Genomic DNA, 21,222 nt, shown 5'->3' with positions numbered 1-21,222 from the left:
ATGGCTGAAATCCCCCACCTTTTGGTACACGAGCACGCGGACAATGTCGGCGTAGTCGTGGTAGAGGGTCTGACCGCCGGCACCGACATGCTGGTCTGTGTCACACATGACAATTCGACTTTCCGTCTCACGTCTGGCGCTGATGTTCCCATCGGACACAAGATTGCGCTGAAAGATTTCAGCGAAGGCGATACTGCCATCAAATATGGCGAAGACATCGGAAAAATCATCGCTGACATTCCCAAGGGCGCGCATGTTCACGTCCATAATTGCAAAACCAAGCGCTGGTAAGGAGTCGCTCCGATGGCATCGAAATATTCCAATATCACTTTTCAAGGCTTCCGGCGCGAAAATGGTCGTGTGGGCGTGCGCAACCACGTTCTGATCCTGCCGGTTGACGATATCTCCAACGCCGCATGTGAAGCGGTTGCCAATAATGTCAAAGGCACATTGGCAATTCCTCATGCCTATGGCCGTCTGCAATTTGGTGAAGATCTGGATTTGCATTTCCGTACCATCATCGGTACCGGTGCGAACCCGAATGTTCATTCGGTTGTGGTCATCGGTATCGAGCCGGGTTGGACCAAGCGTATTGCTGATGGCATTCGCAAAACCGGCAAGGAAGTGGCCGAATTCTCAATCGAACAGAATGGTGATTTCGAAACCATTCGTCGTGCTTCCTGGGCGGCAAAAGACTTCGTGCACAAAGCGACCGAAGTGCAGCGCGAAGAATGCTCGATCAATGAGCTTTGGGTCTCTACCAAATGTGGTGAAAGCGACACCACCACCGGTCTGGGGTCCTGCCCGACTGTCGGCAATATGTATGACAAGCTGCTGCCGGAAGGCATTACCGGTTTCTTCGGCGAAACTTCCGAGATCACCGGGGCCGAGCATATCTGTCAGAAGCGTGCAATCAACGAAGAGGTTGGCGAGCGCTGGTACAAGATGTGGAAGGCCTATCAGGATGATGTGATTTTTGCGCACCAGACTGATGATCTGTCAGACAGCCAGCCCACGAAAGGCAATATCGAAGGCGGTTTGACCACCATCGAAGAGAAGGCCCTCGGTAATCTGGAGAAAATCGGTCGGACCTCACAATTCATCGATATTCTCGAGCCAGCCGAACAGCCTGAATCTGGCAATGGTCTGTATTTCATGGACAGCTCTTCTGCTGCTGCTGAATGCGTCACCCTGATGGCAGCTGGTGGAGCCGTGATCCATACCTTCCCAACCGGGCAGGGCAATGTGGTGGGTAACCCGATTGTTCCGGTGATCAAGATCACGGCCAATCCACGTACGGTGCGGACCATGAGCGAGCATGTGGATGTGGACGTGTCCGGCATTCTGCGTCGTGAGCAGACAATCGATGAAGCAGGTGATGCCCTGATTGAAATGATCCGTCGCACCGCCAATGGCCGCAACACCGCCGCTGAGGCTCTGGGCCATCGTGAATTCTCCATGACCAAGCTCTATCGCAGTGCTTGATGCAAAATTGGGCGGTGTCTTGTGCATCGCCCTTTTTCAAGGAATATCGCCATGGACCATATGGAACGCATAGGACTGGTTGAAGCAAAGGCGCTTGTTGCCTCTGCATTGATGGCCCAAGGCATATCTGGAGAGCATGCGGCCTCTGTTGCGCTGGCGCTGATCTCGGCTGAAGCCGAGGGACAGACCGGGCATGGTTTCTCCCGACTGGAAGATTATGCAGCGCAAGCGCGTTCGGGCAAGGTCAATGCCAAAGCGTACATCACGTGCCGCAATACCAGCCAGACCGCGTTGTTGATCAATGCGGATTTCGGCTTTGCCTATCCTGCCCTTGATGTGGCGATTGCACGTGGGGCGGATGTGGCGCATTCCTATGGATCCGCCACCATGTCCATTACCAATTCTCACCATTGTGGTGCGCTATCGGTGCAGGTGGAAAAGCTGGCGAGGAAAGGCCTTGTCGGATTGATGGTTGCCAATGCGCCAGCAGCGATTGCGCCATGGGGTTCCTCTACCCCTGTTTTTGGAACAAACCCGATCGCCTTTGCCGCTCCAAGGCGAGATGCTGCGCCTCTGGTGATCGATCTTTCGCTCTCTCGTGTGGCGCGTGGCAAGGTCATGCATGCGCGAAAAACCGGGCAATCCATTCCTTCCGACTGGGCGCTTGATCGGGAGGGAAATCCCACAACCGACCCTGAAGCTGCCTTGTCAGGATCGATGCTGCCAGCGGGTGATGCCAAGGGAACCGTGCTGGCCTTGATGGTCGAAATTCTTGCATCGGTTTTTACCGGTGCCAATTCCAGTGCAGAGGTTTCATCCTTCTTCACTCAGGATGGACCACCACCGGGATCGGGGCAATTTCTTCTGGCGATCCGTCCTCATGATATGGATGCCTTTGCTGATCGGATGGAAGCTGTCTTGCAGGTCATTGCCAATCTTGAAGGGGCTCGCCTGCCGGGCACCCGGCGAGCTGATGCAATCAGGCAGGCCGAGGAGAACGGTATCCTTGTTCCTCGGCAATATGTTGAGTTGGCACAAGAACTGGCCAGCCGTCATGCCTAATTCAGAGGACAATATGGAAAAAGCCGCTTATCACAGCGCTCTGTTTGATCGTGTGACACCCTTGATGCCCGGACTGTTGATTGCAGGCATCATTGCCCTTGCCAGTCAGTTCATCGCCGAACATTACGGTGCACCAGCGATGCTGCTGGCATTGCTCTTTGGTATTTCGCTTAATTTTCTCGGACGTGAAGGGCCGGGCAAGGCCGGTATAGAGTTTGGGTCCAGGCCATTGCTGCGGCTCGGAGTTGCTCTGCTTGGTGTGCGGATCAGTGCAGATCTGCTTATCCTGCTTGGCTGGCAGGTTGTGTTGCTTGTGGTTTTGGGCGTCATCGCGACCATCACTTTCGGTCTGGTGATTTCGCGCTTTTTCGGGTTCAGTTATCGATTTGCGTTTCTTTCCTCCGGAGCGGTTGCCATCTGCGGGGCGTCTGCTGCCATGGCGATTGCGGCCATCCTGCCAAAAGACGAACGTTCGGAAGAGCATCTCATCTTCACCGTGGTGGGTGTAACCTTGCTCTCGACCCTTGCCATGATTGTTTATCCAATTCTTGGTGCCGTGCTCGGATTCGACGACCGTGTGACCGGGATTTTCATTGGTGCCACTGTGCATGATGTGGCTCAAGTGGTCGGAGCAGGATTTTCGGTGTCCGAGGAAACGGGGAATGTGGCGACCCTGGTCAAGCTTCTCAGAGTGGTGATGCTGGCTCCCATCGTCGTGATTGCGGCGCTTGTGATCCGGTCCTTGTCAAAAACCAGCGAGGTGGATGGCAAGCGGCCTCCTCTGGTGCCGGTTTTCGTGCTCGGTTTCATTGTGCTGGCTGCTTTGCGGACTGCGGGATGGGTGCCTGAGAATGTTGTTGAAGCAGCCTCGCAAGCCTCGCGTTGGTTGCTGCTGACCTCCATCGCTTCGGTGGGGCTTAAAACCATGCCGAAAGAAGTGATGAATGTGGGCTTTCCAGCTGTCGCCCTGCTGGTTGCGGAAACGGCTTTTCTGGCGGTGCTTGTCGGCATTGCCCTTGGTGTTTTGGACTATTCAACCGTCAATTGATTGAACATGTATGGAGCAGATCATGTATAAACATATTCTAATTCCCGTCGCTCTGGATCATGAAGGCATCGTTTCCAGCAAGATTGCAGTTGCGCGCCGCCTGCTTGCAGAAGGGGGCAAGATCACTCTTCTCACCGTGCTTGAAGAGATTCCGGGTTTTGTGGCCGAGTTTGTCGATAGTGGCTCGGAAAATCATCTCACGTCACGGATCAAGGAGAAGCTGGAGGCTGCCGCAGATGGTGCGAAAGATGTCTCCACTCAAACAGTGTCAGGGAAGCCGGGTGTGCAGATTGCGGAATTTGCCCGGCAAAACCAAATCGATCTGATTGTTGTCGGATCGCACAAGCCGGGCGTGAAGGACTATTTTCTTGGCTCAACGGCCTCGCGTGTGTCGCGTCGTGCTCCTTGTGCCGTTTTCATTCTGCGCCCGGATGATGATTGACCCTTCCAGGATCGATTATCAATCCTGCAGCCTGCCATCCGGAGATCTCCCCCGGATGGCAGCTTTTGATCAACCGCCTAGCCATGTGGCTGTTTGCGGGATGAAGGCGACGATCATCAAGGTCACGAACATGGCCAGGATGAACCATTTGCAATAGCCCATGACATTTTCGACCTTCAGGCCGGTGACCGAGCAAACGGTCAATAGAACTGAGGCGACGGGTGGGGTCTGCTGGCCAATGCCGAGATTGAGGCAGACAATCACGCCAAAATGCACCGGATCGATGCCCATTTCCTGCGCCAATGGCAAAAGCATCGGCACCACCACGATGATGGCGGCAGAGGCATGCAGGAACATCCCCAAAAACAGCAGGAAGACATTGATCAGCAACATGCGCAGCACGAAGCTCTCGGTCAGTCCACCAAGGCCGGAGGCAATCTGCTGCGGGATCTGCTCATTGGCGAGGAATTGCCCCAGCACTGCAGAACCTGCAATGATCATCATGACCACCGATGTCTGGCGCACGGTGATGGAGCCAAGCTCATAGACGGCTTTGAGATTGAGATCCCTGCGAATGGGCCAGCCATAAAGAAGGGCTGCGACCACACCAAGGGTTGCAGCCTCGGTTGGGGTGACAAAGCCGCCAATCAGACCACCAACCACCAGCACAGGAATGAGCAAAGGCACCAACGCGCCGATGAAGGCTTTGTTCAGGCGCTTCATCTCAAAGCGTTCATCCACCGGATGGCCTTCCTTGCGTGCGAAGATGTAGGACGTGACCATGAAAGCCCCGCCTAGCAACAAACCTGGAATGATACCCGCCACGAACAGATCCTTGATGGAAGTATTGGTGGTGACGCCATACAGCACCATGGGAATGGAGGGCGGAATGATGATGCCAAGCGTTGCACTGGTGGCTGTGACCGCAGCGGCAAAGCTTTTCGGGTAACCCTGCTTTTCCATGGATGGCACGAAGATTTTGCTCATGACGGCAGCATCGGCGACAGCAGAGCCGGACATCTCGGCCATGAACATGGAGGTCACCACATTGACATGGGCAAGGCCGCCGCGCATCCAGCCGACAAGGGCGCGGGCCAGCGAGATGATGCGCTCGGAAATGGAGGTGGCGCCCATCAATTCGCCCATGAAGATGAAGAGCGGAATGGCGAGCAGCACCACCTTGTTTGCGCCGGAAAACATCTGAATGGGAGCCATGATGAGATCGATATCGGAAATGGCCATGGCAATGGCGGCCGAGATCATCAGGGCAAAGCCGATGGGGGTGCCAATCAGGATCAGCATCAGGAGAAGAAGAACAACAATCCAGGCCATGGTCAGCTTCTTTCGTTATCCTGCATGGTTTGGCTCAGAAACCGCTGGATGGTGGCGATGAACAATAGAACAGCGGCAAGGGGCATGATGAGCATGAACCAGCCTTGGGCAATTTCCGCAGTCTCGATCTCTGTTGCGCCAGCGACGCGGATCATGCGGATGGATTGCCAGAAGAGCAGCACCAGAAAGCCGCAAATGAGAGCGGTGTTTATGCCGCGCAGGATCTTGCGCCAGACTTTCGGCAGGCTTTCCTCGAGCAGTTCAAAGGCGATATGCCCTTCGCGGCGCATGGTCAGATAGGCCCCGAGAAAGGCAACCCAGACCAGCAACAGACCGGGCACTTCATCGGCTGTGACCACGATATTGCCCAGCAGATCGCGCACCCAGAAATAGAACGGGCGCATGGCTTCATTGGCCTTGGCCCAATCGCGCATCAGGCCAAGCACCAGATAGCGATTGACCACATTGAGAAAAACGAAGGCCGAGGAAATGGCGAAGGTGAACACCGCCATAGCCTCAACGATCTTGTCCAGAAGACGCAGCATGATTATTTGGCCGCGTTGCGGATGATGGTCAGATAATCATCACCCTGGCTTTTGACATAGGTGTCATAGCTCTTGGCTGTGGCCTTCTTGAAAGCATCCAGATCAACGTCATTGATCTTCAGCTTGCCTTTCATTTCTTCGAAATATTTGGCTTCCAGACTGGCGGAAGCGTCGTAAGCCGCGTCGGTGATTTCCTTGCCAACTTCAGTGAAGACCTTCTTCTGCTCATCGGTCAGGCTGTCGAAGAAGTCGGTCGAAGCCAGCAGGAAGGATGGCGTATAGACATGGCCGGTGAGGGAGAGATGCTTGGCGACCTCGAAATGCTTTTGCTCGTAAAAGCCATAGGTTGCGGCTTCTGCGCCATCCACGACACCGGCTTGCAGTGCAGTGAAGGTTTCACCCCAGGAGACTTTCTGCGGGGTTGCGCCCATCTGCTGGAAAACGCCCTGACGGAATTTGCCGCCGGAAATGCGGATCTTCAGGCCTTCCAGATCGAAAGGTTCGCCGATGGCGCGCTCGGTATTGATGACATGACGGAAGCCATTTTCATACACGCCGATCACTTTGACCGAGCCAACCTCTTCGATGCGGGTGCGGATGGCGTCTTCCAGTCCGGCTTTCATGGCACGTTTGACATGGTCGCGATCAGAAAAGAGCCAAGGCAAATCGAAAACGCCAAGCTTCTTGTCCAGTTTCATCACGCCCGATGCCACATTGATCATTTCAAGGGAACCGGCCTGAACATTGGTCATCAGGTCCTTTTCCTTGCCCAGCTGACCACCGGGGAACAGTTTGAATTCAAACTGACCGGGCAGGCGTTTTTCGACCTCGGCTGCGAACAGTTCGGACTGTGCATGCAGGGGCGAAAAGGATGACACATGGCTGGCAATGCGCACTTCAATCGGTTTGGCGAAGGCAGCACTGGACGACAGGACCGCGGCGAGCAAGCCGAGGCCCAGAGATTTGACGAATTTCATAATTTCCTCCCGGATTTTAATGAGTCTTTGTTTGGAGCCGCATTTCCTGCCCTCTCCCCCTCCCAAACCACCCGAAATGGTACCCTCGTGGGCGGTTTGGGTGGGGGAGAGGGCTTGGCTCAGGACTTTGACATTTTGGAACTCAGCGAATTTCGGTGTGATAGTGGAAGAGGTCAGCTCGTCCCCGAGAGCGACGCCATTCCATGGGGGTTCCGTCATAGCCTTTGGCCAGACGGTCGATCATCATGACCGGTGTTCCGGTCTCGATCCGCAAAAGGCGCGCGGTCTGTTCGCTGGCGGCTTCGGCAGTAAGGGTTTCTTCGGCCTTTGCGATCAACTGGCCGCAGGCCTCGTCATAGACGGGGTAAAGCAGATTGCCAACTTCCCCGGTCGGGATGTCCAGAAAGGCTTCAAAGCGATCAAGCGGTAGCCAGATTTCCTCGGCAATGATCGGCACATCATCGATCAAACGCAGACGGCTCATGGAAATGGCAGAAGCGCCTTCCTCGATTTTCAGTTGACGGGCAATGTAAGAGGGGACATTTTCCGTCACCCGGCGCAGAATGCGGCCTTCTGGCACGGCGCTGGTGCCGTCCGATGAGCGGAAGCGAAAGAAGCGAAAGAGCGAGCTGTCAAAGCTGGGGCGGCGGACAAAGGTGCCGCGGCCATGAAAGCGCTCGAACAATTCCTCACTGACCAGCAGATCCAGTGCCTTGCGCACGGTGCCGGGGGCCAGTTGATAGGTCTGGGACAATTCATTGTCTGATGGCACGCGGTCGCCGGGGCGCAGGCGGCCTTCGGTCACGTCGCGACGCAAGACATCTGCCAGACGCTGATAGATGGGAAGTCTTTGATCACCAGATAATTCTTGAGCAGTCATGTTCGTGCTTGCCTTTCTGTTGCATCTATAGTTCTATATAGAAGTAGATAAGTCAAGCCGGAAAATTGACCGGTCATTTTGAAGGGGCATCAATATGGATCAGGGACGTGCGGCGGAATGGCTGTCGAATTTGTCAGGCGCCAATGCTCTCATGGGCGGATTGGCTGGCCGATTTGACGGGCACGCGCATATCTTTCGCTCTGATCTACCCATGGCGAGCCCGCGCCGCTATACGCCTGATTATCACGCAGAACCAAAGACTTATTGCCAACATCTGCAAGAGCATGATCTGGATGGGGCCATTCTGGTGCAGCCCAGTTTTCTGGGTGCTGACAACAGCTATATGCTGGATCAAATGGTGCAGATGGACGGCAAGGATGGTCTGACTTTCCGCGCTGTCGTGGTGCTGGACCCGCAGGATAAAAGCCTTGATCGGGCCGCGTTGGAAGACTTTTCTGCACGTGGGGTTATTGGTTTGCGCCTGAATGTGGTTGGCAAAAGCGATACTGAGGTCGCTGATTTATCAGATTGGGAAAGTCTGGTCCGTTTGGCTGATCAGCTTGGCTGGCATGTGGAGCTGCATTGTGAAGGCCCGCGTCTGGCAAAGCCTTTGTCACAATTGCTATCCTGGAGCCAGCAGGTGGTGGTCGATCATTTTGGCCTGCCAGATGCAAGCAACCCTCTGTCTTGTGACGGGATGGCGGCGATGACCTACGCACCAGCCGAGCAGTTATTCGTCAAATGCTCCGCACCTTATCGTGTCTTTCCTGATCTCTCGGTTGCGCAAGCCGCAGAGCAGATCAAACCCGTCTTCACCCATCTGGCTGAACATCTCGGCCCCGAGCACCTGCTCTGGGGCAGCGACTGGCCCCACACCCGGTATGAAGCAAAGCAATGCTTTGCGGACAGTGTGAACTGGATGACTGGGATGTGAAGCGTCTCAGATTGGCTCGTTTATTCCGATTTTGATAATTCGGCGATGAAATCCTCAATCACCTGTGAGGCATCTTTGGGGTTGGCCTGGAGGAGGAAGTGCGGCCCTTTGATGTTTTGGATTGAGCAAGAGGCTTGGGCGAAGCCTTTGGCCATTCTTTTGGGCACCAGCCAGTCATTGCTGGCTTGCAGATAAAGCATCGGGACGTTGATCTCATGCAATTGCTTGGTGACATTGACCTGCAGGACTTCATGCAAGCGTTTGGACAATGTAGCCGGTGGAACTTTTTCCATAGTATCGCAGAAGAGCGCGGTAAAGGTTTTGCTTGCCCATGGTCCCATTAAAAGCGGTTGCGCGTACTTTGATAGAAGTCTTGATCGAGTTGGCATGACGCAAAGCAGATGAGCGAGAAAGGCAGGGGCTGGGCGAGGGGATTTGGCAAAGGTGGCAACAAAGATCACACCCTTCAAGTGAGCGGGCTTTCCTGCAGCAATCATGGCGGCCAGCGGTCCGGAAAAAGACTCGGCAATCAGCACGAACTCTTCTTCTGGCAGGCGCTCTGCTATCCAATCTGTCAGATCGGAATAGCGGGTGAGGTCTGCGGGGTAAGACAGCACAGACACCTCATGTTTCTGGCCAAGCTCTGCCTGAAACTCAGCTAACAATGCGCCAGTGCCATCCAGTCCGGGGAGCGTGAGAATTTTCATGGTTGTAGTTTAGTTTGCTATTCTTACAAGGTCACCAATTGTAAGCGATTTCCCAATTTCCAAATTGTTGATTTCAGCTTGTCTGGTTTGATTTTACGATGATATCATTTCTCGTATGAATGGTGCTCCTAAATATATTCTTTATTGTCCGATCATGGATGAGAGCCGTCTGGATGCTTTTGTCGAACAGTGTTTGGCAGAGAAGGTTTCGCTATTGGCGATCTTTGGCCCTGATAGCAGGCGGATTGAAGACATTGTCGATGAAATCATCGTTGGGGACGGAAGCAAGGAGGATCGGTTCATGTGTACTACGTCACATCCTGATGAATCATTCGAGGATGTTCTGGCTTTCGTTCAAATCTGTGATCAGGAGCAAGCAGGCGATATTATTCATGCTCGCCTGTAATGGTGCCCTGACCTAATATCGGTTGATGAATTCGCGAATGGTCGTATCACATCTGATCCTGCCGATGCTGAAGATTCTGATCTGGGCCGTGCCAAGATGACGCATCCGAGTGTTGTTGATCCAGTTCGAGACGGCGGAACAGCCAAGATTTCTTGCCTGAAGCTGCTTTGATTTTTGCAAGTATATCGGATCTTGTTTGATCCATTTTGCCATAGGCTCCTCTGTTCTCATTCAATTTTCACCCAGGTGTTTTTAGCCTTTACCCTTCTTTAACTCTGCCATGAGGTTTCCTCGTTCGGCCATCAATCTGGCATGGCCATTGCTGCCATTGAGCGAATGACTTGTGCCGGGAGATGTCTTCAGATCCTCCGGGCCTTTCTAACGCGCTCTATGGGGGAGAATTGGAATGACGGGAAATACCAAGGGAAGTTGGGACGATCTGAAAGCATGGCCGTTGATTGGTCTTCATGCCATTGTGACACAGGATGGCAAGGTGCTGACATTTGGCACTGACAGCCGTGGCATGCAGGGCGGGCAATTCATCTATGATGTTTATGACCCTGTGACCGGCACCCATCAGACGCTGGCCAATACCACGCCGACGGATATTTTCTGCTCTGCGGCGATCATTCTTCCTGGAACGGACAAGATCCTGATTGGTGGTGGGGACCGCCGTCCGCTCGGTGGGACGAACAAGGGCGTCAGTGATGTCAATGAATTTGACAGCAGTGATCTTTCTCTGGAGGCATCAGCGGTCGGGGACATGCATTTTGCCCGCTGGTATCCGTCCATGGTGTCGCTGCCAACCGGGCAAATTGTCATTCTGGGTGGCACCGATGAAAATGGCCGCGGTGTTTCTACCCCGGAAATCTTCACGCCCGGTGAAGGCTGGCGCAAGCTGGATGGGGCGACTGACACGGATCTGGGGGCGGCCTCTCTCTATCCTCGTGCTTTTCTGAACAAGGACGGGCAGGTCATCTATTTTGCCACATCGAAGGGCAATGACAACAAGATCGAAGTCATGTCGCTGGACCCGTCCGGCAATGGCAGCCTGACCGAGATTGGTACGCTTCCCTTTGCTTTTTCCTGGGATGCTCCGGCCATCATGTATGAAGCCGGAAAGCTGCTGGTCATGGCGTCCAATGGTGATCTGTGGACCATGGATATCAATGGTCCGACACCTGTTTTTGAGAAATCCGGTGCGCTCAGCCAGGACCGTAACTGGTCTGATCTGACCGTGCTGGCCGACGGAACCGTTCTGGTCAATGGCGGTACATCGGTGGGCAACAAGGAATCCGGCGCGGATAAAACCGCTGCCATCTGGGATCCGGAGACCGGCACGATCACCTATGGTGCCGATGAAGACCAGCCGCGCCTCTATCATTCCGCGACGGTTCTGCTGAATGATGGCACGGTGCTTTCCCTTGGTGGTGGCGCTGCCGGATCTGCAGAAAACAATTATCTCGACAGCCAGATCTATCGCCCGCCTTATCTGTATAATGAAGATGGTACACTGGCAGATCGTCCGGTCATTTCCGGTGTTCCTGACAGCCTGAAGCCGGGCCAGACATTCACGATCACAGCTGACAATGCCGCCGATATCGCCAAGTTGACCTTTGTGAAATCCGGTGCTGCGACCCATTCCTTCAATATGGAAGCCAGAATGGTAAAGCTGGACTTCAAGCTCGGCCCCAATAACACTATTGAAGTGACCCTGCCGGAAAATGCCAATGAGGTTTCCGCCGGTAGCTGGATGCTGTTTGCCTGGAACAAGGCTGGCGTTCCATCTGTTGCGCCGATGGTCTCGGTGGAGCCGACCCAGCCTTTGTTTGACGGCACAGGGGATCTGCGCGCTGAATTTTTCAGCATCCCGGCCAATGTCACCAGTCTGGACCAGATTGATTTTGAAAATGCCAATCCGGCGCATGTCGAACAGCTGGACAAGCTCGATTATAGCGGTAGCGAGGCCTATTATACCGGCGGTCCGAAAGATGATTTCGCCATGCGGGCCACGGGTGATTTCGATGTCGCCCGGGATGGCTCACATACCTTCTATTTTACCAGCGATGATGGAGCCAGACTCTATATCGATGGCAAGCTGGTCATTGATAATGATGGCATGCAAGCTCCGACACAGAAAACCGTCACGCTGAATCTGGATGCCGGTCTTCACAAGATTGAAGTGCGCTATTTTGAAGGCGGCGGCCCTGGCAGGCTGGACCTTGACTGGTCTGGTCCCGGTTTCAACCGCAAACAGATGACGTTTGATGGCGCTGTTGACAATCTGCTTCTCAATGGTTCTTTCGAGATGGGGCCGTCGGGGCTGAACAAAGCCCCTCATGGCTGGACAATTGAAGGCCCGACAGGGCGTCATATTGATCCTGCCCGGGCATCTGATGGGGAGGCATCCGTTGCCCTTGGCGGTTGGAGCAATCAATATGGTGGAAGTTCCATCAGCCAGACCGTCAAAACCGAAACAGGCAAGACCTATATCCTGACATTTGATGTGGGTCAGGCCAAGGGATTGGACAGTGTTGCCGCGAAACTCAAGATCGAGGCTCTTGGAGCGGGTGGTGCTGATTTTGTGCAAACAATAAGCGGGCCTTTCACAAGTGCCGACAAGAAATATTTCACGTTCACTTTTACGGCTACCAGTGACAGCACCACCATCAAATTTTCGGATACGACATCGGGGTCTGGCGCGAATTACGATATTGATCTGGACAATGTGAGGCTGATCCCCGACGCGGAGGCCAATGCAAACAAGGCCCCGGTTGCTCAGGATGATAGTGGCAGCACCAAGATGGATGATGCGCTCACTCTTGATGTTCTGGCCAATGACTCGGATCCGGATGGAGATATATTGTCCATAGCGTCCGTGACCAACCCGGCCAATGGCAGTGTCAGGATCGACAATAACGGAACAGCCAATGACACATCTGATGACAAGATTGTCTATACGCCAAATTCCGGATTTGTCGGTGAGGATAGCTTCACCTATGTGCTGAGTGACGGCAAGAAGACCACCACGGCAACGGTGACGGTGACTGTGACGGCCAAGGGCATTACCGTACAGGATGATCCTGCCGAGACACAATATCTTGGTGGAACCGAGTATAAGGATACCTTTGTCATCAATGGCAAGTCTTCGGACTATAATTGGGCACCGTCCGATGATGGTGAGGGCATGCTGGTCTGGAACAACAATGGCTTTGATATTCTTTATGATTTCGAGGCCATTCAGTTCTCTGACAAGAGCGTGGATCTAACAGGTGACAAGGTCGGTCAGATCAATGTCACAGATATTGCTGGTGAGGAGCAGTATGTTTCCGGTACGGTCGGGACAGATACCTTCATCATCAATGGCAAATCCACCGATTATCAATGGGGGCCGAGTGATGATGGCCAAGGCACCATGATCTGGAATGATCAGGGCTTTGACATCCTTTATGATTTCGAGACTATCCAGTTTACCGACAAGAGTGTGAAGCTGACCGGTGACGGGTCTGAAGCCATGAAGGTGAAGGATGAAGCTGGCATCGAGGAATATATTGGTGGCACTGCCGGCAATGACGTCTTTGTCATTGATGGGGCGTCCAAGGATTACAATTGGGCAAAATCAGATGATGGAGCAGGTATTCTGATCTGGAATGATGCAGGCTTTGATATTGTCTATGACTTCGAAATCTTGCGTTTCAATGATACGGAAATCGATCTGACCGCCAGCAATGTGGGGCGGACCATCGTGACGGATAATCCCGATGAGCTCGAATATGTCAGTGGCACGGATGGCAAGGATGTCTTCGTGATTGACGGCACCTCATCGGACTGGAACTTTGCCCGAACGGAAGATGGCAATGGCGTCGCGGTTTATAATCAGACCACGAACAAAGTCGATTTCCTCTATGGCTTTGAAGAAGTGACCTTCAATGACCAGACAGTGGTCATTCAGGATGAACTGGCCTGATCAAAATCGGGGTAGAAGAAGAAAATGAGTGTCTCCCTCTGGCATGATGGTGTCTTTCCATCTTGCCAGAGGGGCTCCTATCACATCTAGAGCATATTTCTGAAAAGTGTGTGCGGTTTTCGGACAAGAATATTCTTGGAAACAATGGCTTGGCCATTTTGGCGCCAAATCTACCAGATTTTTGATCTAGCGAAGCGGGATAAGGGCAATGCCTTTGCGACCGACCGAGAGATCCCATCCGCCCAGCCAGAGCGCATAGACGATGGCGAGACATTTATCTCGAGCAGGTTCATGATAGAGGCCAGTGATCCAGCGACCGGCTTGATAATAATTGCCCGCCGCTACGTAAAATGGCTCTGTCAGAAACAGATCTGCAGCAAGCATTTCGAGTTTTTCTTCAGGATGTGGTTCGAGTAAAGATCCTTCAAACAACTCATGAAGATCATGTTCGATTTCGAGTGCGTCAAGGGCTGTTTTGTCGTTCATCTCAGCGATGATTATGTTGTTCCAGTCTGCTTCGAAATTGATATGGCAGTTATTTATGGTTTCGGTCAGTTTTCCGGCCAAATCCATGGCTTTGGCTGGTGGAATGGGGGTGTTTTGCGTGTTGTAAAATTGCTCGAACCGTTTGGTCAATTCATCACCATGTGGCAACAGGGATAGACAAGCAGCACGGGTGCCTTTTGTGATTTCGCAAAAGCCGAAGATCAACCTGTAGTCACAATTGGGATCGTCCGGGATCTGGCTGTCTTTTGCCGCATTGTCCGCGCTGGCCTGACCGGGATCCTGATTGAAGAGATCATGCCAAGCCAATTGCCATGTGCGGTGCTGAGCTTTGATATAGTTGTTTTGGCGCTGTCTTGTTTCTTCTTTTGTTTCCTGTTTGGACTTTGATGACATTAGTCCAAACAGTTTTTTGATTATCATCTCACGCTGCCCTGTCTGTTCCAACGCCCCAAATACTCCACTTGAACCTAGTGTAGTGAGGTCTGGTACTCAAGGAAATTGCAACGTTGCTTCGTGGGAGTATAGCTATCATAGTGTTTTGAAGAAACGTCTCGCATCATCCGCTATGGCCTGATGTTTTTGTTCGCTCATGCGGTCATAGCTTCTATACATCATGGCGATGCGCGGGTTGTCTTGCAGTTTGTCGCGATTGCGGGCGAGGAAATCCCAATAGAGATAATTGAACGGGCACGCATCAGCGCCGTTTTTCTTGCTCACCTTGAAGCGGCAGGATTTGCAATAGTTGGACATCTTGTTGATGTAAGCTCCGCCTGCTGCATAGGGCTTGCTGGCCAAAAGACCACCATCGGCATAGAGGATCATGCCCGAGACATTTGGCAGTTCGACCCATTCATAGGCGTCGGCATAGACGATCAGGAACCATTCATTGACCTGCTTGGGCTCGATCCCGGCCAGAAGGGCGAAATTGCCCAGAACCATCAGCCGCTGAATGTGATGGGCATAGGCATTGGCCCTGGTTTCCAGCACACATTGGCGCAGGCAATTCATCTGGGTGTTTGCAGTCCAGTAAAAAGCAGGCAGATCGTGCTTGGCCTCAAGGAAATTGGTTTGCCCATAATCGGGCATTTTCAGCCAATAGATGCCGCGTATATATTCTCGCCAACCAAGGATCTGGCGGGTGAACCCTTCCACGGCATTCAGCGGCGCGCGACCTTCATGCCAAGCGCGTTCGGCCGCTTTGATGCATTCCATGGGGTGTAACAAGCCGGAATTGAGATAGAAGCTGATATGGGAATGGAACATCCATGGTTCTCCCTCAATCATGGCATCCTGATAATCACCAAAATGGGGCAGGCGCTGGGCGATGAAACGGCCCAGCACTCTCAGTGCGTCTTCGCGGGTGACGGCAAAGGCAAAAGGCTCCAGATCACCAAAGTGATCGGCAAAGCGTTCGGCCACCAGCTTCAGCACCTCTTTTGTGATGTCATCGGGGGCGAAGCTGGCAGGATCTGGAATGCTCAGCCCGCTTGATGGCGGCTTTCTGTTTTCTGCATCATAATTCCATTGCCCACCAACTGGTTGATCGCCTTCAATTAGCACGGAATAATGCTTTCGCATCTCGCGATAGAAATATTCCATGCGCAATTGCTTGCGGCCCCTGGCCCAATTGGCAAAGCCATCAGGCGAGCAAAGAAAGCGCGTATCCGGGCGGATCTCAACAGGCAGATTGAAGAGGCTTTCCCAGCGTAGAAATTCTTCCAGCAAACGATACTCGCCGGGAAAGGTTACGACGATGCGCTCTATTGCATGACGCTTCAGGGCACGGCTGACCTCAGCTTGTAGCGAGCCTGAATTCTCCGGATCATCCAGCTTTACATAGTCCAGCTGATAGCCGTTCTCGGTCAGGTCCCTGGCAAAATGGCGCATGGCCGAGAAGAGAAAGGCGATCTTCTTCTTGTGATGTTTCACATAGGTCGCTTCATCCCAAACCTCACACATCAGGATGACATCCTTGGCTGGGTCGCATTCCTCGAGTGCCGATATGGACGGGCTCAATTGATCTCCTAAAATCAGTCGCAATGTGGTCATGAAAAGGCTCGATGTGATCTGGTTGTTTGCCTGTACGTATCAATTATAAATACGCATCATACAGAAGGGCAGATCATGCCCTGCACAGCTGATTGGAGGCAGGATGATCAGGAATATCGCAGTGATTGGAAGTTCCGGGGCCATCGGGTCGGCGATGGTCAGGCAATTGGCGCATGTCTATCCGGATGCGGTGCTGCATGCTTTTTCTCGCTCGGGCTGCGCGCAGTCTGGCGGTGGCATCGTCGGTCATTCCCTTGATATGGAAAGTGAGGATGGGATTGCTGCTGCGGCTGAGATGGCGAGCAAAGATATGCCCCTTGATCTGGTCTTCGTTGCCATCGGCATGTTGCATGATCGGGAGGTCCAGCCGGAAAAAGCCTTGCGCGATCTATCGGCTGAAAAGCTTCAACGGCTCTTTTTCGTCAATACAATTCTGCCTGCGTTGCTGATGAAGCATTTTTTGCCAAAACTCAATCGCAAGGAGCGGTCCGTTTTTGCCGCTTTGTCTGCACGGGTGGGCAGCATATCGGATAATCGTCTGGGGGGCTGGTATTCTTATCGGGCGTCCAAATCCGCGCTGAACATGATCATCAGGAATGCCGCTATTGAGGTGGGGCGACGCAACAAGCAGGCGGTTATTGTCGGCATGCATCCGGGCACCGTGGATAGCGCCTTGTCCCAGCCCTTCCAGAGCAATCTGCCAGCAGGGCAGCTTTTCACGGCTGATCATTCGGCGGTCAAAATGCTGGACGTGTTGCTGAGTCTTTCCTCCGATCAAAGCGGCAGATGTTTCGCCTGGGACGGTCAGGAGATCGCACCATAAGTCATTTGTCTGTTTGGTTGGGGGTGGGTTTATTTTTGTGCCAATCGCCAAAAGCGCTCCAGTTCCGGTCTGGCCCGTTCGATGGAGCGGTATAGTTTGACATCGATCTGTGTCTCATAGGCTGGCTGACTTACCTTGATCAATATGCCCTCTGCAAGCTCCCGTTTGACGACCCCTTCAGGCAAAAATGTGATGCCATGACCTTCCAGACAGGCATATTTCAGCGCTTCTGCGACCGAATTTTCATAAGTGGGCGTGATCCTGTCTTCAAGATTGCCGCGTTGTATGCAGACCCGCGATATCTGCCCAAGAAATGTATCGGGAGGATAGGACAGAAATGGGGTCTGGTTTTCCGTATCGAAATCATATCTGGCTTTGCCGTGGGTTTCTGTAGCGCTTACTGCGATGATCCTGTCCCGTGCGATTGTGGTTGAAGGATATCGCTCCTGATCTGATATGGTTGGGACAGAGGGGTGAGAATAACACAGCATGAAATCTGCGTTGCCATTGAGAATGGTTTCTGCGCAACCGGAGAAATTTTCGGCAATCAGCCGCGATTTGATCGGTCCCAAATGGCCAATCATATGCTTCAGCCAAAAGGGAAAAAATGAAATTGCCAGGGCGTGAAGGGCAACGAAATCAAGCCTTTCTGCCTCGCGCCGTGTGGAATTTCTGATATCGTTTCTGGTCAGTTTCAAGGCGTTGATCGTATCAATGGCCGTCTGCTTGAAGGCCACACCCGCTGATGTAAGTTCTACCGGGTGAACATTTCTGTTGAACAGGGGGGTTCCAACCCAATATTCGAGGTTTTTTATCCGCCGTGTGAATGCGGACTGGCTGATGTTTCGCGCATCTGCTGCGCGGGCAAAAACACCCGCCGATGACAGAGCCAGAAAATCTTCCAACCATTCAATCTCCATCATATGTCTCCGTTTTAGCTGGTGCGCCTTGCCTTTATTCATCTCATGATTTCCTGTCCATTGCAAAATATGCAATGCCCATGCGCGAGATGTGATGGTGTTGTGAAACATGTGGGGTTAGCGTTTGGGCTCATGAGCGAACACAAACTCGGCCAGCATGTTCTGTCTGGCTGTCGAGGCTGGTGACGGAAATCACGATGACTGCAATGAGAATGGAAACAGATGGTCTTGGAACCATTGAGATAGCTCCTGATGCTGTGTGGGGAAGCCAGACACAGCGTGCGCTGGAAAATTTTCCGATCACGGGTGTATCGATCAGCCATTATCCGGAGCTGATCGTGGCACTGGCCGCCGTCAAGAAGGCATGTGCTCTGACGAACAGGGATCTTGGACGGTTATCAGCTCGCAAAACCGAAGTCATTGCGAAGGTTTGCGACGAAATTCTTGATGGTCATCATCATGAACATTTTGTTGTTGATGTCATGCAAGGGGGGGCTGGAACCTCGACCAACATGAATGCCAACGAGGTGATTGCCAATCTCGGATTGAGAGCCTTGGGAGCCGATATTGGAGACTATGGTCAGCTGCATCCCAATGATGATGTCAATCGATCCCAATCGACCAATGATGTCTATCCGACTGCAATCAGGCTTGCGGTTCTGGCCCGTATCAATCCGCTCCGGGATGCGATGCGCACTCTGAGCAGAGCTTTTCATGAAAGAGCTGAGGTCTTCGACCCGGTCATGAAGGTCGGGCGGACGCAGCTGCAAGATGCTGTTCCCATGTCGCTTGGAGCGGAATTCAGGGGATTTGGAACCACGATTGATGAAGATTGCGAGCGTTTGGATGATCTGTCCCGCTTGCTGATGGAGGTCAATCTGGGGGGGACCGCCATCGGCACCGGCATCAATGCTCCAGAACGGTTTGGTGAAACGGCAATTGCCCATCTGTGCGAGATTACCGGCCAGCCTCTGGTTCCTGCCGCTGATCTCATTGAAGCCTCTTCCGATCTTGGAGCGTTTGTGATGTTTTCCGGAACATTGAAGCGGATCGGTATCAAGCTTTCCAAGATTTGCAATGATATTCGTCTGATGTCGTCCGGACCAAGAGCCGGGATTGGCGAAATTCTGCTGCCGCCTGTGCAGGCCGGTTCGTCCATCATGCCTGGAAAAGTGAACCCGGTCATTCCGGAAGTGGTCAATCAGGTATGTTATCAGGCGATCGGCAATGATCTGATCGTCACCATGGCTGCGGAAGCGGGCCAGCTTCAGCTCAATGCGATGGAGCCAGTGATCATTCACAAGGTTCTGGAGACCATGGGCTCTCTGACCAATGCCATGACGGTTCTGTCGGAACGCTGTGTGAAAGATATTGTTGCCGATGAAGAACGCTGTCGGGCCCTGCTTGAAAACAGTCTTGTGAAGGTAACGGAGCTGGCTCCGGTGATTGGATATGAGGCTGCGACCAAGCTGGCAAAATATGCCCAGATCAATGGGCTGAGCCTGCACAATGCTGTGGAACCTGCGCTATCGGATGATCAGGCCAAAGTCTCTTTGGAGCATTTGACCTTTGGCCATACAGGAGGGGTGGCATGATCCCCGGCAAGCCTCTTCGGCTGGGTATTGTCGGTGGGCTGGGGGCGCTCGCGGGCGCTGATTTGCTGCACCGAATAGTGGAGACAACCCCGGTCAGATCGGAAGGGGATCATCGAGAGCTGGTCTTCGAGCAGAAGCCACTGCGTGAACCTGTCATCCCGATGATGGAAAGCTACAATCCCGTCCATCGAAAGCTTCATGTTTTCGATACCTTGTCGCGAATGGAGCGGGAGGGATGTGATGCGGCGCTCCTGCCTTGTTTCATCACCCATTGCTTTTTGCAGGAGTTGGAGGACGAGCTTGATCTGATCCTGATCAGCATGACTGATGCGATCGGGGATGCCATTGATGCCCTTGCTGAAAAACCGTCGAAAATCGGTGTTCTGACGACGCCCTTTGTGCGGAATAGTGGCCTTTTTGAGCGGTTGTTTGGTCAGGATGTAGCGGTGGTTTATCCGTCAGAGAAGATGGAGCTGGCGGTCATGAATGCGATTTATGGGCCAAACAGCTTCAAGTCCGGCAACAAGGGGCCGGATATTCTTGTGCCGATCGAGCAGGCGCTTGCGGATCTTGCAGCGCAAGGTGCGGAGGTTTTTGTCCCTGGTCTGAGCGAGATGCCCTTGTTGTTCGATCTGCTCTCGTTCCCCGAGGGCATGATTGCCATCAATACGGCAACCCTCTATGCGCGTCATGCGCTCAAGGTCAGTGATGTCGAGCGCAGGCGGCGTTTCAAGGTGGGGGTGGTTGGCGGCGTGGGGCCTGCTGCCACCGTGGATTTCATGGCGAAGCTGGTTGGGGCGACGCCTGTTTCTCGGGATCAGGATCATATCAAGATATTGGTTGAACAGAATCCCCAGATACCGGACCGAACAGAAAATCTGATCCATGACGGAACGGATCCGACCATTGCCCTTTATTCAACCTGCAAGAAGCTGGAACGCGGTGGTGCCGATGTGATTGCGATACCGTGCAATACGGCACATGCCTATGTGAACTGGATGCAGCGGCATCTGAATATTCCGATTGTCAGCATTCTTTCGACCACAACGGAGTATATCGCACAGAAGCTGCCCGAGGCGCGTCGTGTGGGTATTCTTGCGACAAACGGGACCATTCACAGCGGCTTGTATCAGAATGCCCTGGAGGAGGTCGGACTGGAAGCGGTCATTCCGGATGGACCTTTTCAGGCCAAGGTGATGGAATCCATCTATGGGCCACAGGGCGTGAAAGCCGGATATACGGACGGGCTTTGCAAGGAGCAGATCATGCAGGCCTTTGTGCACTTGATTGAGAAAGGTGCCGAAACGATCATTCTTGGCTGTACCGAGCTTCCGCTCATCGTCGCTGATGGTCCGGACTGTCTGGGTGTGGTGCCGGTTGATCCGACCGATGCGCTGGCGCGCCGGTGTGTGCGGCTTGGTTCATGATTGAGGTCATGAGCGTACCTTTTCATCACTAAATTTTCGAGTGATCACAGTGGCTTGCAAAATTTGCAACGCCATTTCGCAGTTTGCACGGCTTTGAAACGCGGCTTGGTGTTAAC

19 protein-coding genes are annotated in these 21,222 nt (G+C 53.1%); 11 read left to right on the top strand and 8 right to left on the bottom strand.

The genetic code is table 11. From position 1 onward, the window contains the following. Genes CRO57_RS21410 through CRO57_RS21390 form a run of 5 tightly spaced genes read left to right on the top strand, consistent with a single transcriptional unit; the run spans position 1 to position 4,037 of the window. A complete protein-coding gene (locus tag CRO57_RS21410; protein WP_097155566.1) occupies positions 1–291 on the top strand; it encodes a UxaA family hydrolase in 291 nt (96 codons plus the stop codon). A gap of 12 nt (positions 292–303) precedes the next feature. After that, positions 304–1,485, top strand: a complete 1,182-nt coding sequence (locus CRO57_RS21405) for a UxaA family hydrolase (protein WP_097155565.1) — start codon at positions 304–306, stop codon at positions 1,483–1,485. Between the two features lie 51 nt (positions 1,486–1,536). Further along, positions 1,537–2,547: an Ldh family oxidoreductase gene (locus CRO57_RS21400; protein ID WP_097155564.1), complete on the top strand. Its 1,011-nt coding sequence runs from the start codon at positions 1,537–1,539 to the stop codon at positions 2,545–2,547. Continuing rightward, a complete protein-coding gene (locus CRO57_RS21395; protein WP_210200966.1) occupies positions 2,540–3,595 on the top strand; it encodes a YeiH family protein in 1,056 nt (351 codons plus the stop codon). Before CRO57_RS21400 ends, CRO57_RS21395 begins: the two co-directional genes overlap by 8 nt. A 22-nt stretch (positions 3,596–3,617) precedes the next feature. Then, entirely contained in the window at positions 3,618–4,037 is a 420-nt protein-coding gene (locus CRO57_RS21390; RefSeq protein ID WP_097155562.1) for a universal stress protein, read from the top strand. A gap of 69 nt (positions 4,038–4,106) precedes the next feature. On the opposite strand, the gene CRO57_RS21385 is transcribed toward CRO57_RS21390, so the two are convergent. From CRO57_RS21385 to CRO57_RS21370, 4 genes are all read right to left on the bottom strand, one after another. Beyond that, complete coding sequence (locus tag CRO57_RS21385) at positions 4,107–5,369, bottom strand: TRAP transporter large permease (RefSeq protein ID WP_097155561.1); 1,263 nt, start codon at positions 5,367–5,369, stop codon at positions 4,107–4,109. A gap of 2 nt (positions 5,370–5,371) precedes the next feature. Continuing rightward, complete coding sequence (locus CRO57_RS21380) at positions 5,372–5,914, bottom strand: TRAP transporter small permease (RefSeq protein WP_097155560.1); 543 nt, start codon at positions 5,912–5,914, stop codon at positions 5,372–5,374. 2 nt (positions 5,915–5,916) lie between these two features. After that, positions 5,917–6,891 (bottom strand): TRAP transporter substrate-binding protein, encoded by a 975-nt coding sequence (locus tag CRO57_RS21375; protein WP_097155559.1) that lies wholly within the window; start codon positions 6,889–6,891, stop codon positions 5,917–5,919. Between the two features lie 142 nt (positions 6,892–7,033). Then, a complete protein-coding gene (locus CRO57_RS21370) occupies positions 7,034–7,771 on the bottom strand; it encodes a GntR family transcriptional regulator (protein WP_097155558.1) in 738 nt (245 codons plus the stop codon). A 94-nt stretch (positions 7,772–7,865) separates the two neighbouring features. Between CRO57_RS21370 and CRO57_RS21365 the strand changes: the two genes are divergently transcribed. Continuing rightward, the gene (locus tag CRO57_RS21365; protein ID WP_097155557.1) at positions 7,866–8,705 is read left to right on the top strand and encodes an amidohydrolase family protein; all 840 of its coding nucleotides are present in this window, start codon (positions 7,866–7,868) and stop codon (positions 8,703–8,705) included. A 20-nt stretch (positions 8,706–8,725) separates the two neighbouring features. Here CRO57_RS21365 and CRO57_RS21360 read toward each other — a convergent pair whose 3' ends face one another. Then, the gene (locus tag CRO57_RS21360) at positions 8,726–9,412 is read right to left on the bottom strand and encodes an alpha/beta fold hydrolase (RefSeq protein WP_097155556.1); all 687 of its coding nucleotides are present in this window, start codon (positions 9,410–9,412) and stop codon (positions 8,726–8,728) included. Positions 9,413–9,527: 115 nt separating this feature from the next. On the opposite strand from CRO57_RS21360, the gene CRO57_RS21355 reads away from it, so the two are divergent. Continuing rightward, positions 9,528–9,818 (top strand): hypothetical protein, encoded by a 291-nt coding sequence (locus tag CRO57_RS21355; protein ID WP_097155555.1) that lies wholly within the window; start codon positions 9,528–9,530, stop codon positions 9,816–9,818. A gap of 406 nt (positions 9,819–10,224) precedes the next feature. Further along, the gene (locus CRO57_RS21350; RefSeq protein ID WP_097155554.1) at positions 10,225–13,785 is read left to right on the top strand and encodes an Ig-like domain-containing protein; all 3,561 of its coding nucleotides are present in this window, start codon (positions 10,225–10,227) and stop codon (positions 13,783–13,785) included. A 186-nt stretch (positions 13,786–13,971) separates the two neighbouring features. Here the strand turns inward: CRO57_RS21350 and CRO57_RS21345 are convergent, their stop codons facing one another. Both CRO57_RS21345 and CRO57_RS21340 read right to left on the bottom strand, forming a co-directional pair. After that, a complete protein-coding gene (locus CRO57_RS21345) occupies positions 13,972–14,712 on the bottom strand; it encodes a hypothetical protein (protein ID WP_141401307.1) in 741 nt (246 codons plus the stop codon). A gap of 108 nt (positions 14,713–14,820) precedes the next feature. Then, positions 14,821–16,341, bottom strand: coding sequence for a cryptochrome/photolyase family protein (locus CRO57_RS21340; protein ID WP_097155552.1), 1,521 nt, complete (start codon positions 16,339–16,341; stop codon positions 14,821–14,823). 103 nt (positions 16,342–16,444) lie between these two features. Here CRO57_RS21340 and CRO57_RS21335 point away from each other — a divergent pair, with 103 nt between their 5' ends. Next, complete coding sequence (locus CRO57_RS21335; RefSeq protein ID WP_097155551.1) at positions 16,445–17,164, top strand: SDR family NAD(P)-dependent oxidoreductase; 720 nt, start codon at positions 16,445–16,447, stop codon at positions 17,162–17,164. A 29-nt stretch (positions 17,165–17,193) separates the two neighbouring features. Here the strand turns inward: CRO57_RS21335 and CRO57_RS21330 are convergent, their stop codons facing one another. Next, positions 17,194–18,087 (bottom strand): LysR family transcriptional regulator, encoded by an 894-nt coding sequence (locus CRO57_RS21330; protein WP_170956205.1) that lies wholly within the window; start codon positions 18,085–18,087, stop codon positions 17,194–17,196. A gap of 194 nt (positions 18,088–18,281) precedes the next feature. On the opposite strand from CRO57_RS21330, the gene CRO57_RS21325 reads away from it, so the two are divergent. Both CRO57_RS21325 and cuyB read left to right on the top strand, forming a co-directional pair. After that, a complete protein-coding gene (locus CRO57_RS21325) occupies positions 18,282–19,679 on the top strand; it encodes an aspartate ammonia-lyase (protein ID WP_097155549.1) in 1,398 nt (465 codons plus the stop codon). Next, positions 19,676–21,106 carry a cysteate racemase gene (cuyB, locus tag CRO57_RS21320; protein WP_097155548.1) on the top strand — a complete coding sequence of 477 codons (1,431 nt, stop codon included), beginning with the start codon at positions 19,676–19,678 and terminating at the stop codon, positions 21,104–21,106. Before CRO57_RS21325 ends, cuyB begins: the two co-directional genes overlap by 4 nt. The last annotated feature ends 116 nt before the right edge of the window (positions 21,107–21,222 follow it).

The organism is Cohaesibacter gelatinilyticus (genome assembly GCF_900215605.1).
In the GTDB taxonomy this organism is placed as follows: Bacteria; Pseudomonadota; Alphaproteobacteria; order Rhizobiales; family Cohaesibacteraceae; genus Cohaesibacter; species Cohaesibacter gelatinilyticus.
This window is presented reverse-complemented; position numbering and strand designations above follow the sequence as displayed.

Bases quoted from the DNA above. Each gene is read 5' to 3' on its own strand.
- CRO57_RS21410 (WP_097155566.1), top strand. From the start codon at position 1: ATGGCTGAAATCCCCCACCTTTTGGTACACGAGCACGCGGACAATGTC.
- CRO57_RS21405 (WP_097155565.1), top strand. From the start codon at position 304: ATGGCATCGAAATATTCCAATATCACTTTTCAAGGCTTCCGGCGCGAA.
- CRO57_RS21400 (WP_097155564.1), top strand. From the start codon at position 1,537: ATGGACCATATGGAACGCATAGGACTGGTTGAAGCAAAGGCGCTTGTT.
- CRO57_RS21395 (WP_210200966.1), top strand. From the start codon at position 2,540: ATGCCTAATTCAGAGGACAATATGGAAAAAGCCGCTTATCACAGCGCT.
- CRO57_RS21390 (WP_097155562.1), top strand. From the start codon at position 3,618: ATGTATAAACATATTCTAATTCCCGTCGCTCTGGATCATGAAGGCATC.
- CRO57_RS21385 (WP_097155561.1), bottom strand. From the start codon at position 5,369: ATGGCCTGGATTGTTGTTCTTCTTCTCCTGATGCTGATCCTGATTGGC.
- CRO57_RS21380 (WP_097155560.1), bottom strand. From the start codon at position 5,914: ATGCTGCGTCTTCTGGACAAGATCGTTGAGGCTATGGCGGTGTTCACC.
- CRO57_RS21375 (WP_097155559.1), bottom strand. From the start codon at position 6,891: ATGAAATTCGTCAAATCTCTGGGCCTCGGCTTGCTCGCCGCGGTCCTG.
- CRO57_RS21370 (WP_097155558.1), bottom strand. From the start codon at position 7,771: ATGACTGCTCAAGAATTATCTGGTGATCAAAGACTTCCCATCTATCAG.
- CRO57_RS21365 (WP_097155557.1), top strand. From the start codon at position 7,866: ATGGATCAGGGACGTGCGGCGGAATGGCTGTCGAATTTGTCAGGCGCC.
- CRO57_RS21360 (WP_097155556.1), bottom strand. From the start codon at position 9,412: ATGAAAATTCTCACGCTCCCCGGACTGGATGGCACTGGCGCATTGTTA.
- CRO57_RS21355 (WP_097155555.1), top strand. From the start codon at position 9,528: ATGAATGGTGCTCCTAAATATATTCTTTATTGTCCGATCATGGATGAG.
- CRO57_RS21350 (WP_097155554.1), top strand. From the start codon at position 10,225: ATGACGGGAAATACCAAGGGAAGTTGGGACGATCTGAAAGCATGGCCG.
- CRO57_RS21345 (WP_141401307.1), bottom strand. From the start codon at position 14,712: ATGATAATCAAAAAACTGTTTGGACTAATGTCATCAAAGTCCAAACAG.
- CRO57_RS21340 (WP_097155552.1), bottom strand. From the start codon at position 16,341: ATGACCACATTGCGACTGATTTTAGGAGATCAATTGAGCCCGTCCATA.
- CRO57_RS21335 (WP_097155551.1), top strand. From the start codon at position 16,445: ATGATCAGGAATATCGCAGTGATTGGAAGTTCCGGGGCCATCGGGTCG.
- CRO57_RS21330 (WP_170956205.1), bottom strand. From the start codon at position 18,087: ATGATGGAGATTGAATGGTTGGAAGATTTTCTGGCTCTGTCATCGGCG.
- CRO57_RS21325 (WP_097155549.1), top strand. From the start codon at position 18,282: ATGACTGCAATGAGAATGGAAACAGATGGTCTTGGAACCATTGAGATA.
- cuyB (WP_097155548.1), top strand. From the start codon at position 19,676: ATGATCCCCGGCAAGCCTCTTCGGCTGGGTATTGTCGGTGGGCTGGGG.